General features: G+C 52.4%; 19 protein-coding genes and 1 pseudogene. All 20 read right to left on the reverse strand.

Annotated features, from left to right (window positions below):
* On the reverse strand, positions 1–1,312 hold a 1,312-nt coding region (locus M8370_RS21585), incomplete at its 3' end, for a tape measure protein (protein WP_250021704.1).
* 58 nt (positions 1,313–1,370) lie between these two features.
* A complete protein-coding gene (locus M8370_RS21590) occupies positions 1,371–1,664 on the reverse strand; it encodes a hypothetical protein (protein WP_250021705.1) in 294 nt (97 codons plus the stop codon).
* Positions 1,665–1,715: 51 nt separating this feature from the next.
* Positions 1,716–1,994 (reverse strand): phage tail assembly protein T, encoded by a 279-nt coding sequence (locus M8370_RS21595; RefSeq protein ID WP_045332808.1) that lies wholly within the window; start codon positions 1,992–1,994, stop codon positions 1,716–1,718.
* An 8-nt stretch (positions 1,995–2,002) separates the two neighbouring features.
* Entirely contained in the window at positions 2,003–2,386 is a 384-nt protein-coding gene (locus tag M8370_RS21600) for a phage tail assembly chaperone (protein ID WP_001549114.1), read from the reverse strand.
* A 26-nt stretch (positions 2,387–2,412) separates the two neighbouring features.
* Positions 2,413–2,838: pseudogene (locus tag M8370_RS21605) on the reverse strand (phage tail tube protein); the annotation flags it as partial.
* A gap of 58 nt (positions 2,839–2,896) precedes the next feature.
* Entirely contained in the window at positions 2,897–3,244 is a 348-nt protein-coding gene (gene gp17 / locus M8370_RS21610; protein WP_001549112.1) for a tail completion protein gp17, read from the reverse strand.
* On the reverse strand, positions 3,241–3,690 hold the full coding sequence (locus tag M8370_RS21615) for an HK97-gp10 family putative phage morphogenesis protein (protein ID WP_045332806.1): 450 nt from the start codon (positions 3,688–3,690) through the stop codon (positions 3,241–3,243). Before M8370_RS21615 ends, gp17 begins: the two co-directional genes overlap by 4 nt.
* Positions 3,687–4,025 (reverse strand): phage head closure protein, encoded by a 339-nt coding sequence (locus tag M8370_RS21620; protein WP_250021706.1) that lies wholly within the window; start codon positions 4,023–4,025, stop codon positions 3,687–3,689. The genes M8370_RS21615 and M8370_RS21620 overlap by 4 nt, the downstream gene beginning before the upstream one ends.
* 9 nt (positions 4,026–4,034) lie before the next feature.
* Complete coding sequence (locus M8370_RS21625) at positions 4,035–4,361, reverse strand: head-tail connector protein (RefSeq protein WP_048703104.1); 327 nt, start codon at positions 4,359–4,361, stop codon at positions 4,035–4,037.
* Positions 4,361–4,549: a DUF7210 family protein gene (locus M8370_RS21630; RefSeq protein WP_053504476.1), complete on the reverse strand. Its 189-nt coding sequence runs from the start codon at positions 4,547–4,549 to the stop codon at positions 4,361–4,363. Before M8370_RS21630 ends, M8370_RS21625 begins: the two co-directional genes overlap by 1 nt.
* A gap of 39 nt (positions 4,550–4,588) precedes the next feature.
* A complete protein-coding gene (locus M8370_RS21635) occupies positions 4,589–5,800 on the reverse strand; it encodes a phage major capsid protein (protein ID WP_134869838.1) in 1,212 nt (403 codons plus the stop codon).
* Positions 5,801–5,809: 9 nt separating this feature from the next.
* Positions 5,810–6,658 carry a head maturation protease, ClpP-related gene (locus tag M8370_RS21640; RefSeq protein WP_063217331.1) on the reverse strand — a complete coding sequence of 283 codons (849 nt, stop codon included), beginning with the start codon at positions 6,656–6,658 and terminating at the stop codon, positions 5,810–5,812.
* A gap of 13 nt (positions 6,659–6,671) precedes the next feature.
* Positions 6,672–7,976 carry a phage portal protein gene (locus tag M8370_RS21645; RefSeq protein ID WP_250021707.1) on the reverse strand — a complete coding sequence of 435 codons (1,305 nt, stop codon included), beginning with the start codon at positions 7,974–7,976 and terminating at the stop codon, positions 6,672–6,674.
* The gene (locus tag M8370_RS21650; protein ID WP_139936683.1) at positions 7,976–9,712 is read right to left on the reverse strand and encodes a terminase large subunit; all 1,737 of its coding nucleotides are present in this window, start codon (positions 9,710–9,712) and stop codon (positions 7,976–7,978) included. Before M8370_RS21650 ends, M8370_RS21645 begins: the two co-directional genes overlap by 1 nt.
* Complete coding sequence (locus tag M8370_RS21655) at positions 9,712–10,209, reverse strand: phage terminase small subunit P27 family (RefSeq protein WP_250021708.1); 498 nt, start codon at positions 10,207–10,209, stop codon at positions 9,712–9,714. The genes M8370_RS21650 and M8370_RS21655 overlap by 1 nt, the downstream gene beginning before the upstream one ends.
* Positions 10,210–10,364: 155 nt before the next feature.
* Positions 10,365–11,015 carry an HNH endonuclease gene (locus tag M8370_RS21660; RefSeq protein ID WP_250021709.1) on the reverse strand — a complete coding sequence of 217 codons (651 nt, stop codon included), beginning with the start codon at positions 11,013–11,015 and terminating at the stop codon, positions 10,365–10,367.
* Between the two features lie 14 nt (positions 11,016–11,029).
* Positions 11,030–11,386, reverse strand: a complete 357-nt coding sequence (locus M8370_RS21665) for an HNH endonuclease (RefSeq protein WP_250021710.1) — start codon at positions 11,384–11,386, stop codon at positions 11,030–11,032.
* Positions 11,386–12,213, reverse strand: coding sequence for a phage tail tip fiber protein (locus M8370_RS21670; protein WP_250021711.1), 828 nt, complete (start codon positions 12,211–12,213; stop codon positions 11,386–11,388). The genes M8370_RS21665 and M8370_RS21670 overlap by 1 nt, the downstream gene beginning before the upstream one ends.
* A gap of 171 nt (positions 12,214–12,384) precedes the next feature.
* Entirely contained in the window at positions 12,385–12,642 is a 258-nt protein-coding gene (locus M8370_RS21675; RefSeq protein ID WP_016063373.1) for a hypothetical protein, read from the reverse strand.
* A 2-nt stretch (positions 12,643–12,644) separates the two neighbouring features.
* Positions 12,645–13,013: P63C domain-containing protein (locus tag M8370_RS21680; protein WP_250021712.1), on the reverse strand; the 369-nt coding region annotated here is incomplete at its 5' end.

A 13,013-nucleotide genomic window follows, 5' to 3' on the forward strand; every position in this document is an offset into this window, starting at 1 on the left:
CTGGCAAACCACCAACTAACGACAAAAGACCCGTAGCGCCAGTTTTTACAAGCCCCAGCACTGATGTTGCAGAGTTTAGTGCCTGCTGAGAGGCTGCAACGGCTCTGTTTGACTGTACCAGTGCCGCATTTGCTGTAATCATTGCCCGGCGCTTGGATATGGCATTTTGAGTGGCAGTAGCCTCAGCATTAGTATTCTTTGCCAGCACAAGTTCTGACTGAGCAAGCTGGTAAGCTCGCTCAGCAGCAATAGCATCGGCGGCGGCCTTGCGTTGTGATTGGGTAGCAGATTCAGCCCTTGCAGCTGCGAGCGCAATTTCGTTCTTTCTGGCATCTATTAATTGCGCCGTCTGGTTCCCAAGATCGCCAAACATCCCTCCAAGATAGCGAGCTCCACCTATTGCAGCCAAAGCTCCGGCAGCCGTAGCCACAGTGTCGATATTGTCAGAAACTGTATTCAATACAGCAACAAGAGCACTTGTCGCACCAGTAGCTTCATTAGCTCCACCTACCCATGCCATGAAAGCATTTTCGACTTTCGTCGTGGCAGCAGAAACGGTCTGCGGCATCGCGCTATATTCATTCTGTAACGCCCCAAGCTGGCTGATTAAAGCCGGAACAACTTTATCGGCGGTAAGTTGTCCCTGATCGGCCATAGCCTTTAAGTCTTTCCTGGCGACACCCATGCCGGATGCCAGTGCACGAATAACGCGATCACCGTTTTCATTGACGGAGTTAAATTCCTCGCCTCGAAGAACACCCTGTGCTAACGCCTGACTAAACTGTGTGATTACTGAGCTGGCTTCAGACGTGCTTGCGCCTGACAGCTTAAGTCCTGTCGATATAGCTTCGGTTACTTTCAGAACCTCTTCTGAACTGTAGCCATACTCACGCATGGAGGCGGCTGAACGGGCAAACAGGCTGGCGTTATCTGAAAATGCGGTTCCGGTTCGCTGGCTAATATCCATCAGTGCACGCTGTGACTCTTTGAAGTCATCGGAGGATTTTGATGCCTGCTTTAACCGGGCGTTAACTGAACTCCACTCATCAGCCAAAGAAATAAGGTGCCCGGTGGCATATGCTCCTGCAAATGCCCCAGCAAGACCAACAGCAGACGCCTTTGCAGAATTAAGCTGCCCCGTTAAATCAGCTAAAGCCCTCTGAGTTTCTCTTGACGCTGCCGCTGCCTGGCGGCCACCATTTTGCATGGTGCGGTAATAATCTTGCCCCATTCGTGAGGCGCGGGAAATTTCCGTCTGGAATGACTGCGAGTTAGCGGAAATTTTGATTATTAACTCACGTAAGGTTGCCATCAATTTTCTCCAGGCGAAAAAAAAGCCCATTAACGGGCTTTTTGTTGTGATATAAATTTCATGGCTTATCTAAAAATTCTCTCAGAGCTTCCGATTTATTGCAGGAATCTTTATTAACAGTCATCCCTGCCTCTTTTTGCTTTTGACAGAAATAGTAGTAATCATCGTTTGTTTTTATATAGCCCATGAATTTAATAAAAGCTTTTTTACACAATTCAGGATTTGCATGATCAGAGCAAACCGTAGACGTATAGCTTTGCAACTCATTTGGTTCTAATGGAGCCAGTGTTTGAGCTGCACTTGATAAACAACTGAAACCATAAAATAATACAAATAGAACTAGTTTTTTCATTTTCTTCACCAAATTATAAAAAAATAATCCTATTCTTTTACAGTTCATTTGTCACTGAGTTGCAGCTGTAAGTGCCGCCTCAAGCCCTGCAAACGGGTCCTTCGGTTCTGATTGCTCATCACCACCCCATCGCAGGATCGCATCGTCCAGCGGTACTTTTGCCCCCTGCGAACCGTAGATGGCAGAGACGAGCTGGGCTGCCTGAATGTCGCCACGGATATCGCCAACCGGACTTTGCCTGTCGAACTCAATCCACATCAGAAGCTCGCTTGCCGTCATATTCTGCCGAAGCTCTGAGAGCGTGCGCCCCATCCGGAGCGCAAGCGACATCAGAAACTTTACGCCGGGGGTTGAGACTTTTCCCGCGCTTCGTCCGCATTGTTGATCAGGTCAAGCGCCTGTTTGAGCAGGCGTGAATGGACGGGGCCGTAGATTTCACGCACCTGCTCTTCTTCGTCTACGCTGAATACCGGTTGCTTATCGGTGTCGCACAGGACGTCAATGAAGAGCACCACGTCAGCGCAAAGATTACGGTGTGCCTTTTCCGATACAGACACATTTTCATCATCAGCACCCGCTTTCACCACTTCCTGCCAGCGAAGCCAGGCTTCTCCAGACGGCTCACGGAGAACCACTTTGACGCCTTCCCACTCAGGAACGGCGACCGTCTTATGACGGAAACCCGACATCTTAGCCAGGGCGAGATTTTTAATATTCTTCATGCGACCTCTCAGGAGCCAGACTCGATGCTTTCAGGCTTACCTTTCAGGCGCAGGGAGAACGTTGCCGCCACTACGCCGTTGGTACCGGAAGACCAGGTGTGCTGGCGGATTTCAGCCAGGAACTTAAAGCCATTGCCGGACGGGAAGATAACCTGGAAAGCGTAGGTCGTATCGTTGTCATACGCATCACGCAAGGCATCCTGCGCCGGATTATTGTAGAAGTTGCCGGACAGAGAGATTTCTGACGGAGAAGGCAGACCGTTAATATTCTCCTGCTCGGTCGAGCAAAGCGTTGTTACGTCGATATCCTGCTTCTGACCACCGGTGAACTGAATTTCTTTGATGGTGCAACTCAAATCGAGGAAGGTTGCGGAGTCCATCGTTTCTTTGGTGGCTGGCAGGGAGGAAATAAGGATCTTCGTCAGCTGCGATTTTTCATAAAGTGCAGACATAGCTGTCTCCTGGAAAAAGAAAACCCGCCATTAGCGGGCTCGTTGGGTGAATTAATTGTCAGGGGGTAACTTTAAAATCCAGGGTGGCACGGTAGAGCCGACGGTCTGGCTCGTATCCGTGGATTTTTACCACCTCTGTAGGGTTTAACGGCTTAAGCGAAGAGAGCGCCAAATCTCTCAGAGAGCGTGATTCTTTTATGGTCGTTGAATACACATCGACCTGAACGGAAACCCTGCTCTCTGCCTGGCCACACAGTACGTCAGCGGAAACATCATCGACGATGGAAAAGATAATCCAGGGTGGAGAGACAGACGGTTTCCCGTCACTACCTAATGGCGCAACATAGGGGTATACCCGTCCCTCTGCCAGGGTAGAAAGCAAGGCGTAGATATTATCTTCATTCACTTGCTCAGTACCTCATCAATAGCCTGATTCATCCTGGCAATGGCGACGCTGGCGGCCTCTTCCTCGCGCGTATCGTAAGCGGGTCGCACAAAAGGATGCGCAGGCATGTTCGCAGTGCCAAGCTCCACAAAGCGCCAGTAAAAGGCGTTTCTCGGGTTATTCGCCTTCATCGTGTTATCGCTGTTTCCGGTGCGCAGGTTAACGCCACGAATATGGACGCCGGAAGAAATCTCCCCGCGGCGGCGGCTTTTTTGGGTAACAACCACCACGTTTTTTTTCAGTTTTCCGGTGCGTACCGGTGCACGTGCGATCACTTCTTCCTTAAGCACCTCCGCGCCGGCGCGCGTGGCTTCACGCAGAACCTTGTTGTTTTCAGCGCGGCTAAGCGCCTCCAGATCCTTTGCGATGTCATTCAGGCCGGAAAAATCGAGGCTCGTCTCAATCATTTTTCGATCCCCTGCTTACAAAGAATTTCGAGCTGAACACCGCGAGAGTCAGGGATTGGCGGACCAATGATATTCAAAATGGCCCCCTTGAACGCGCCAGTCATAACCCTGAGTCTTGACGCAGCAGTTATATCGCTACGAAATCGTGTCCATACCCTGATAGTGGCGACTGCGGTTTCAGCACCAGCGGCTACCAGCTCGCGGCCACTAATGCCCTTTACTTCTGCCCAGGTTTCTGCGCCGTCATGCCATGCTTCAACAGGCTGGCCAGAAGGATCTCTGGATGTTGTGAGGTTCTGAACCACCACCCTGTCTCTCAGTCTTCCGGCCTGCATAAAGTCCTCCTATACCCCGTAAATTCGGTATGGCTGCAGCAAGGCTTCAACTGCAAACGGGACCTCTGCAACAGTCTGACCGACGGAAACTGATTCTCTGTTGGCATACCAGTGACCTATCAGCAATAACATGGCCGCTTTAACATCATCATTCAGTAGAATCGGGTCCGGATCATCTGCGTAGCCAGGGGAGCTCTGGTTTTCATAGAGCGTTCGCCTTGTCCATGTCTGGACGTAACGCGCCGCCGCACCGGTGTATAAAGTCAGCAGGGCGTCATCACCGGTAAAGTCGCTATCAATGCGGCAGTGCTGTTTCACCACATCAAGATCGACCATTATTTTTTCGCCTTCTTGTCCGCTTTCACTTCCGGCTGTTCCTGCTCTGCAGGATTTTCTGATTCATCGAGCATCGCATAGCCTTTTTTGATGAGCTCGCGACCGTGCTGTTCCAGAGTTTCCAGCGGAAGCCCCTCAGTAACGACGGTACCGCCGAAATAAATCGGTTTAAGTGCAATCAGTTTCATTTTCCCACCTGTAAAAGCGGCCCGAAGGCCGCTATTTCATCAGCTACCAGCGCCAGTGCGGAATGCACCGTATACAAATGCCTCAGGGCGTTTGACGGCCAGCGCCAGACGTTCCTCGCAACGGATGGTGATCATGTTTTTCTCGAAGTCGTCGGCGTTCTCCGTGGAGATCACCACGTTCGCATCTTCGCGGTCGAAGATTTGCGCGCCAGCGTTGAATGCACCGGTCAGGAATTTACCCTGGAAGGCTGCCGCTTCCGTTGCAACAACCGGCAGACCCCACAGAGTCGGGCCAGTCAGTGCCGCCGGGTTAGCCAGGATGTAACGGCCAAGGCTGTCTTTTGTCAGCTCGATCCGCGCCCAGTCAATGAAGTGAAGAACATGACCGGATGCCGGGAAGCGCGCCAGCTGCGCCTGCAACATTGCCAGACGCAGATCATCAATCCCGCTCTGTTGTTCGACAGTGAACGCTGGATTAAACGCCGACGCCTGAGGAACGATGCCATGCAGATGAACGCCGGTACCATCACCAAAGAGAATTTCCTGCTCTTCTGCATACTTCAGCCCGTACCGCATTTCGGCATCAACGGTGGACTGCAACTGTGCGAAGTCATCCAGGATCTGCTTTGAGGCTTTGAACAGGTGGGCGATAGTACTGACGCCAGTGATTTTCGGCGTGAACTCAATTTCGCTGTATGGTTTCTGCGTGTTTTCAGGAACCACTTTCGCGTTATTGGTAAAGCCCGTCTGCTGCACCCAGAAGATAGCAGAGGAGGAAGTGCGACCAGGCGCAATCAGATCGCGGATAAACAGGCGCTGTTTCGGTGCCGTATCAATACCCGGCAGGCGTTGTGGCTCCACAACACCATCAGGCACATCCACCGAAGTCAGGGCAGCCTTCACCGGGATGCTGATACGTTTGCCACCTTCAACACTGGCAGCAAAGGTTTTCAGCGCCTCAGCAGAGATCACCTGCTGGCCGATTGACTCCACAACATGCTTCGCGTTTGCCAGCGGCATCTGGGCAACATGTTGCTCCAGTTCGCCCATGGATGCCTTCAGCGTTTTTTCTGCTTCGCGCAGGGCGTTGAACTCAGAAGCCATTTTATCGACGGCTGCCTTTGTTTCTTCAGACAGCTTGCCGGACTTCTGCGCCTCTTTGAGCGCGTCTTCTGCTTTCGCGTTGAACTTGCCGGTTGCCTCTTCAATGCTGGCCGTGACTTTTTTCAGAATATCGTTTACTTCAGACATAAAGGGTCCTTATTTGACTAACGCCGCCAGGGCGCTTTCAAGTGAATTGATGGTTTCAGGTTTGATGTCTTCGGCAGCGCCCGGCGTACCGTCGTTGGTGGTGACAGCGCCAGGCATGCCACCGGATAAGGCTTTAATGAGTTTTCTGCGCTCAGAGCGCGGTGTGTTGGTCTTGGCCAGCAATGCATCTAGTTTGCGAAGCGCAGCAGCAGGCGATTCGTCGCCGTCGCTGACCGCATCAGCAGAAAGCAGGCTGTCTGCCAGTCCCTTCGCCACAGCATCACTGCCACCGATATAGCTTTCCGCGTCCATCAGCTTCTGCACAGCGGCCATATCAAGGCCGGAGCGCGCCGCGTAGATGTCAGCCATAGCGGTATCGAAGGGTTCCAGTGACTGTGCCAGTTCTGCAAAATCATGGCGGTTTCCCATCGCGTATACCCAGCAGTTGTGGATCATCAGGAAGGCACCGCGGCCAATCTGAATATCATCCCCGGCCATCGCAATTATCGAGGCGGCGCTGGCGGCAATGCCCAGCACCTTCACCGTTACACGGCCTTCGTATTCGCGGAGCAGGTTATAAATAGCCAGACCTTCGAACATGTCGCCGCCCGGTGAGTTGATATTCACCGTGACGTCGGCGCCGTTCATCGCCCGAAGCGCACCGGCAATACGTTTAGCTGTTACCCCTTCGCCCCAGTAGTCCTGCCCGATAACATCAAAAACAGAAATGCTGTTATCGTCGGTGGCCGCCGCTTTGATCCCGCCGTCCCAGCGGTCCAGTGCGGACGGTAATGTTTCACAGGTAACGCGCGCGCAGGGGCGACCCGCCGGTGCTACCGGAAGTTGTTTTTTGCTCATCAGGAAAGGGCTCCTAAGCGGCCTGTTTCAGCGGAGATTGTTCAAAGGAAATATCGGGGAATACGTGGTTATGCAGCTCTCGCAGGGCCAGTGCCTGAACAGCAGGGTTGCTGCTTTCGAGATTTTTCAGTTGCGTCAGGTTGAGCTGAACGGTGTAAATGTCGCCACCTTCAATCGGCGGCATGTTCTCAAGACGACGAACGTCATTACGGGACATCCAGCCATTTTGAAGCGCGCTGGTATAGTATGCAGCACGACCTGCGCTGTCGGCGCGCAGCAGTCCTTCAACGGAGAATTCCGCGAACACGTCATCATCGCTGTCGAGTAAGCACCGTCCTATTTCCTGTTCTATGTTCACCAACAGGGGTCGCAGGGTATGTGTCAGGAACTGGAGGTTCATGCCCTCCAGACTGGATGCCCAGCTGCTTTGCTTCGTGGTGTGACCGACCATGAAAGGCGGAACGCGAAACCAGCGACAGATTTCCTCAATACTGAAAGAGCGGCTTTCCAGCATCTGGGCGTCTTCGGGATTCATGGTGACGCCCTGGTACTTCAATCCGCCTTCAAGCACCATGATTTTCCCGGCGTTTTTTGAACCGGTAAATGCAGCCATGTAACTGCGAAGTCTTTCACGTTGTTCGTCAGACAGCGCATTCTCAGCGGAGAGAAAACCTGAACTCTGAAGCCCCTGTTCAAATATCTTCGCAGCAGACTCCTCAACCGCCATTGCAGAACCGATCACATCCCGGCCTGTTTTCATTGGCATCATGCCGCAAACACCGTCAAGACCGAACCCGCGAATGTGCATGATGTTTTTGACGGGAATGACGCGCTCGTTACCGTTTTCAGTGTATTTGTATTCCAGCGCCCCGGTAGTAAGACGTTTAACCACCATGTTCTGCGGCAGCAAAGGCGCCAGCGAAACCAGGCGATTTGCGATGAATTTCTTCTCAATGAAGGCGTTCCCGCGCAGGCAAATACTGGCAACCACCATCAGCATAAAGCGTGATGGAGTCATTTCTAAATTGGGACGGCGACACAGTACAGAATAAGCCGGATGATCGGTTGCCGCTTTACGCGAACCGTCAGGCTGTCGAACGTATATTTTCAGCGGAAGGGTTGAAATAGACTCGCTTAACAGCCTTACGCATGCCCATACAGCCGATAACTGGATGGCTTTATCGGCCGTTACCACCTTTCCGCTGCTGCTGGTACCAAACCATTCCTCCCAGAACGTGCCGGTAGTCAGGCTGATAGGCACACCAAGCCAGTTAAGCAGAGCACTTTTAACCCTGCCTGGCCGTTTGTTTTTTTTCATCAGAAACCTACCATGATGGGATTATTGAAGAATCCGGAGAGATCCTGCTGGTCGTTGCCACCGTTAACCAGAACACGGCTCATTGCTGTGAACAATGCCGCCGGGCCATCAATCTTGGCCTCTGGTGTGGACTTGTTCGGGAAAATGTTCTCGTTCCGGTCAGGTTTGACGGTTACGTTGGACATCATCCAGTTCATTACCGGGTGATCGCTGTGATGGAAGCGGCCACCGTATACCAGTGCTTCGACCTCTTTCATCGCCTCAGAGAAATTGCGAACCGTCTGCGGTACTTCCACCAGCGGCAGCCCTTCTTCTGCCAGCGCAAGGCTGAACTGCGTCGCACTCCAGGGATCGAAGCCAATTTCTTTCAGACTCTCGCCAGCAACCCACACCTGCAGCTCTTCCTTAATCTGAGCATGGTCGATTACATCCCCGTCGGTAAGGATTAGTTTGTCCATCTCGGCCCACTTACGATAGAGCTCTGCCATCTGACGTGAACATTTCTCAAGGCGTCCTTCCGGCAGCCAGAATTTAAAATCCGCATGAACGTGGCCACCTGGCGCGCGCCAGACTTTAGCGGCCGCACAGATATCAATTTTGTTTGAGAGGTCAACGCCTACCCAGGAGGGATAGGTTTTAAGTTCGTGCTGCGGGGCGATAAATTCGCATTTCTCCCATTTCATCATGTCCATCCAGGCCGACTCAGCGGTAACCCAGATATTCATGTGCTTGGTGAAAAAGTTAATCCTGGCCGAAACCTGCTCTTTCGCCTTTTTAGCCAGGCGGCGCAGATCATCCCAGCGCTTACAGATACCCAGCCCCGGATTCGCCTTCTGCCAGACTTTTTCATCAAAGGGATCGTCACCTTCATCTAAGGTGTAGATGATGGCAAAAAACGTATCGTCTTTTACCAGCCCGCGCAGAACCTTGATGGCGTAATCACGCAATTCGTAACAGATACCTTCTTTGTTGAAACCAGCGGTGGTGATACCGAAAAGCAGCGATTGCAGGCGCGCGCCGGTGGCCGTCTCCAGAACGTCCCAGACGTCACGGGTTTTATGAGCGTGCAGCTCGTCAACGATGGCGCAGTGGATGTTCAGGCCGTCGAGGTTGTTTGCATCTGATGATAATGGCTCGAATTTGGAGGCCGTTTGCTCCTGGTAGATAGCGAGCTTGTTGAATTCAAAGATCCGCCCAAGAGTGGCTTTCGCCTTCTTGACCATATTTTTCGCGTCTTCAAAAACAATTCTCGCCTGGTCACGGGTTGTAGCAGCGGAATAAACCTCCGCCCCGCCCTCGCCGTCGGCACCAGCCATATACAGCCCTACGCCGGAGCAAAGCGTTGATTTGGCATTTTTACGGGCCACCTCAACATCTGCTGTACGGAAACGCCGAACCATCACCGGCCGACCGCTGCCGTCCTTACGCAGGACGATTTCTCCCGTTTCTTCGTTAACCAGTGGGATAACAAAACCAAAAATATTAATCAGGATAAAAACATGCCAGTCCATCAGCTCGATAGGCTGGCCTGCCAGCGCGCCTTTTACGTGAGGCACAAAATTATAGAAATTCAGAATGTGCTGCGCGCGCGGCTCACTGAAGAAAATACCGCGCTCTTCGCCGTGTGCCAGATCGTCAAGAAAACGCTGACAGGCAAGGCGCACATACTCACAGGCAATAATTTCCCCCGCCACCACCCTCTCGGCGTAGCGGATGCCTTCTGCAACCTTAGCCATTAATCCCTCGCTTTCATAAACTCGGCCAGCGGATCAACCGCATCAGGACCTTTTGCATTCACTTTAGAGCGGCTGGCTGGCGTCATGCCGAACTCACCGAGCATGGCGCGCAGACGTTTCCAGGCATCAGCTTTCATAATGGCGGCCGGGTGAGCCTTGATCATGCGAATCTCTCGCTCTTTGCCTTCGTCTGGCTCTTCGTCGCTATAAACGGCGTAGGTGTAGCCTTCTCTCTCCAGCGTATCGCAGTGATGCCGGTACTCGGTGTAAACCTCAACCAGAAGCTCAAGTGCTCTCGCGTCCAGCTGCGACATGACGCCAAGTGCATCGAGCTCTTCGGCCATACGCTTGAACCAGTATTTCCCCTGCTTGTCGAAATGCTTCGGTGTTGGGGGTACCCCAGCAGCAGGCTTTGGTTCGTTTTCATTGATCGGTCGTTTTGATGGGTTACCCCTCACCAAACGTAGATGTGTCGGGGTTTTCGGTGGTCCAGGCATAATCGAAAACTCCTATTAATCATCGAATGGGGGACCCCATAAAAAAGTTTTCTAACCTGCGGCGATGTGAAAAGAGGTTAGGCGGCGGTCCTTTAGGGTGATTTCCCTGAGGTTTTTACCCGCCCTCCCCCAGACCGCGCAAATGAGAGCAGATATCATTTAACCGACTCATGCACGATTTTCGCCAGTTTCCGGCTCGGGGGACCACTGTTACCAATGCGAGGGCTGAACACCATACTGATGTCCCAGCCTGCCTTCAGTCGATACTCAATGGAGTTTCTCGAAATACCCAGGTAATCCGCCCATTCGTTAAGACACATCGTCTTGCCGTGAGCGGTATATCTGCGGTCGGAGTTCTCTCGCATTGTCTTTCTCATCTTGTCTACGCCTCGCTTCTGATTGCACACAGGGCAACTTGGCACAAGATTGTCAGGCTCGTTATTGGTCTTACAGTCATCGAGGTGGTCGATGTGAAGGGTGTCCCAGCCAACGGTTTTTGCACACCAGTGACAACGGAACGGTCCAGCCCCATGTTTGTCGTAATAGACTTTCCGGTGCTCGTAAACACGAGGACTCCCACATGCCAAAGGATGATCGGGCGCATACACCAGCAGATATCCGCCAGCGTGCTCCAGCTTGCCATCCTTTCTTGTGCTGAGCTTCTCTGTCGTTCCATGACGCCGGACGCGCATGTAATGCTTTTCACAGTAGTGGCTGTTACGGGATCGTACCGATAATTCGCATCCATCCACAATGCAGGCAGCATGGGCGTGCGGAAGCCCTGAACCATGTTTCGATTCAGTCATCTTCACCTCGTTACTTAATTTCTGTTCAGGCGCTCGCGTGCTGTCTTGGCTTTATGGCAGCCGCGGCAAATTGATTCCAGATTAGAGAGATCGTCAGTACCGCCGTGAGCTTTTGGCTTGATGTGGTCCACCGTCTCAGCGGGTGTATACCTTCCATTTCGCAGGCATTCACGGCAAAGGTGTTTATCTCTGTCGAGAACGATTGGGCGCAGCCTGTCCCACTTGCTGCCATAACCTCGCTGATGCCTGCTCTGTCCTCGCTGATGCTGCTGCCAGCCTTCATTGCGGTGATGTTCGCAATATCCAGATCGGTCTGTTGTAGTCCCGGAGCAGCCACGCTTACGACAGGCGCGGGGGATGGCCGCTGGCATTAGCGCTTACCATAGAGCAGACCGCCAGGCCTCAGCATGTTGCGGATAGCATCGTTCACCAAATCGCGCATCGCCTGTTGCAGTCCAGCTACTGAAGCTTCCTGCGCATTAATGCTTGCCTGGAGGGCTGCGAACAAATCGCTTTCACGCACGGCATCAATGACGGCCTGCTTCATTTCATCGCCAAGCCTAATCTTCGTCTTAGCGCTTGTTGCGACGGCGTTTTCGATGATGGATGAAGCCGCTTCATGTACATGAAAGCGATCAGCTTTAAACACTACCTTGCTCTGGTCACCTTCAATACCGAGGGTCATGCCAGCTTCGTGCGGCTTGCCTTTATCGGCGTCGTTCAACTTTACGTTATAGTTTGTAGACAATACGCCATCGCTAATCTTCGCATCGGTAATGAACACCTGGCCGTTATTAATCACCAGCGTCCCGTTCTTTTCGAAAGACCAGCCATCTTTCAGGACTTTGAATGCATCGCTGTTTCGGATTTTGTCGTCCAGATCATCAATAGCCTTTTGTGCGTCTGTGGTATCCAGCTCAACTCCAATATTGATTGCGCTGCAATACTGCTTCACACCAAAACGAGTATTGGCCAGGTGCTCAATGGCAAACGCCTGACCTTCAGCCGTCAGGAAGGTGAAATAATTTTCCTTTTGATACTCTGTCGCGGTATGGCGTGTTTCAGCGAATCCCAGCTCTCGAAGCTCAGCAGCGCCTGATTTAGCTGGTAGGTCACCAGACTGAAGCGCGCCACGGAAAAACAGCGCATAAAGAACATCCGTCGCAGCGCCGGACAACGTAATGATTTTCTGACCCATGATTTATTTCCTTTTAGGCGTGAGCCTGTCGCACGGCAAAGCCGCAGAAAGTTAACGGTTTGCCCAGGCTCACAGCTGAAAGGCTCTCGTTGATGTGCGCGTGAGATGCGCATAAAAAAGCCACCAGCGGATGCCAGTGGCAAGCCCACCAGCAGGTGAGCTTTGTAATGGCTACTTCGCTTTTGCTTCCGCTCGCTTACGCCGGCGCTCTTCTTTCCTCTCGGCCTTTGCCATGTCCATGAATGCCTGCATGATCGAGTTACGCATCATGTAGCTAACAAAGTGATGATTGACACAGCCGTTGAGGCGCAGCTGCTCGCCAAACTCATCCACCGAGGCCAATGCTTCCATCATGCCCTTCTCGCCTTTCATGAACTCTGAGAAGTCACGCCCCGCTCTGGAGGCGCATTCTATTATTCGGGTGCTCATGATCAGGCCGCCGCATAGAGCAATTTCATCTGCCCTTTCACCGGGAATGCCGACATGCAACGCGCTTCGAAATCACGATAATCAGAGCACCCATTGGCAATGCTGGTAACGGCAATGATCTGTCGCTCAACCAATGTCAGCGCGTCAGGTTTAAGGTGCTGATGGATTTTGTCTCCCGCAGCCAGCCGTCTTTTACCCTCTGCATATACTTCTGGTGGTAATACCGGGCCATATACCCACTTGGCACTGATCATCCCAAATAGTGCGGGGCGACGACCTGGTCGATGACGGGGCAGCCCTGACATTTTGAACATCGCAGAATAAAACGGATCGCTAAACCTCTTTTCCCATGGCTGAGATTTATCCAGAAG

This window comes from Enterobacter cloacae complex sp. OE43NF (assembly GCF_023544405.1).
GTDB classification, from domain to species: domain Bacteria; phylum Pseudomonadota; class Gammaproteobacteria; order Enterobacterales; family Enterobacteriaceae; genus Enterobacter; species Enterobacter cloacae.

Excerpts from the sequence above, each read along its gene's own strand:
- M8370_RS21590 (WP_250021705.1), bottom strand. The coding sequence starts at position 1,664 with ATGAAAAAACTAGTTCTATTTGTATTATTTTATGGTTTCAGTTGTTTA.
- M8370_RS21595 (WP_045332808.1), bottom strand. The coding sequence starts at position 1,994 with ATGTCGCTTGCGCTCCGGATGGGGCGCACGCTCTCAGAGCTTCGGCAG.
- M8370_RS21600 (WP_001549114.1), bottom strand. The coding sequence starts at position 2,386 with ATGAAGAATATTAAAAATCTCGCCCTGGCTAAGATGTCGGGTTTCCGT.
- M8370_RS21615 (WP_045332806.1), bottom strand. The coding sequence starts at position 3,690 with ATGATTGAGACGAGCCTCGATTTTTCCGGCCTGAATGACATCGCAAAG.
- M8370_RS21620 (WP_250021706.1), bottom strand. The coding sequence starts at position 4,025 with ATGCAGGCCGGAAGACTGAGAGACAGGGTGGTGGTTCAGAACCTCACA.
- M8370_RS21625 (WP_048703104.1), bottom strand. The coding sequence starts at position 4,361 with ATGGTCGATCTTGATGTGGTGAAACAGCACTGCCGCATTGATAGCGAC.
- M8370_RS21630 (WP_053504476.1), bottom strand. The coding sequence starts at position 4,549 with ATGAAACTGATTGCACTTAAACCGATTTATTTCGGCGGTACCGTCGTT.
- M8370_RS21635 (WP_134869838.1), bottom strand. The coding sequence starts at position 5,800 with ATGTCTGAAGTAAACGATATTCTGAAAAAAGTCACGGCCAGCATTGAA.
- M8370_RS21640 (WP_063217331.1), bottom strand. The coding sequence starts at position 6,658 with ATGAGCAAAAAACAACTTCCGGTAGCACCGGCGGGTCGCCCCTGCGCG.
- M8370_RS21645 (WP_250021707.1), bottom strand. The coding sequence starts at position 7,976 with ATGAAAAAAAACAAACGGCCAGGCAGGGTTAAAAGTGCTCTGCTTAAC.
- M8370_RS21650 (WP_139936683.1), bottom strand. The coding sequence starts at position 9,712 with ATGGCTAAGGTTGCAGAAGGCATCCGCTACGCCGAGAGGGTGGTGGCG.
- M8370_RS21655 (WP_250021708.1), bottom strand. The coding sequence starts at position 10,209 with ATGCCTGGACCACCGAAAACCCCGACACATCTACGTTTGGTGAGGGGT.
- M8370_RS21660 (WP_250021709.1), bottom strand. The coding sequence starts at position 11,015 with ATGACTGAATCGAAACATGGTTCAGGGCTTCCGCACGCCCATGCTGCC.
- M8370_RS21665 (WP_250021710.1), bottom strand. The coding sequence starts at position 11,386 with ATGCCAGCGGCCATCCCCCGCGCCTGTCGTAAGCGTGGCTGCTCCGGG.
- M8370_RS21670 (WP_250021711.1), bottom strand. The coding sequence starts at position 12,213 with ATGGGTCAGAAAATCATTACGTTGTCCGGCGCTGCGACGGATGTTCTT.
- M8370_RS21675 (WP_016063373.1), bottom strand. The coding sequence starts at position 12,642 with ATGAGCACCCGAATAATAGAATGCGCCTCCAGAGCGGGGCGTGACTTC.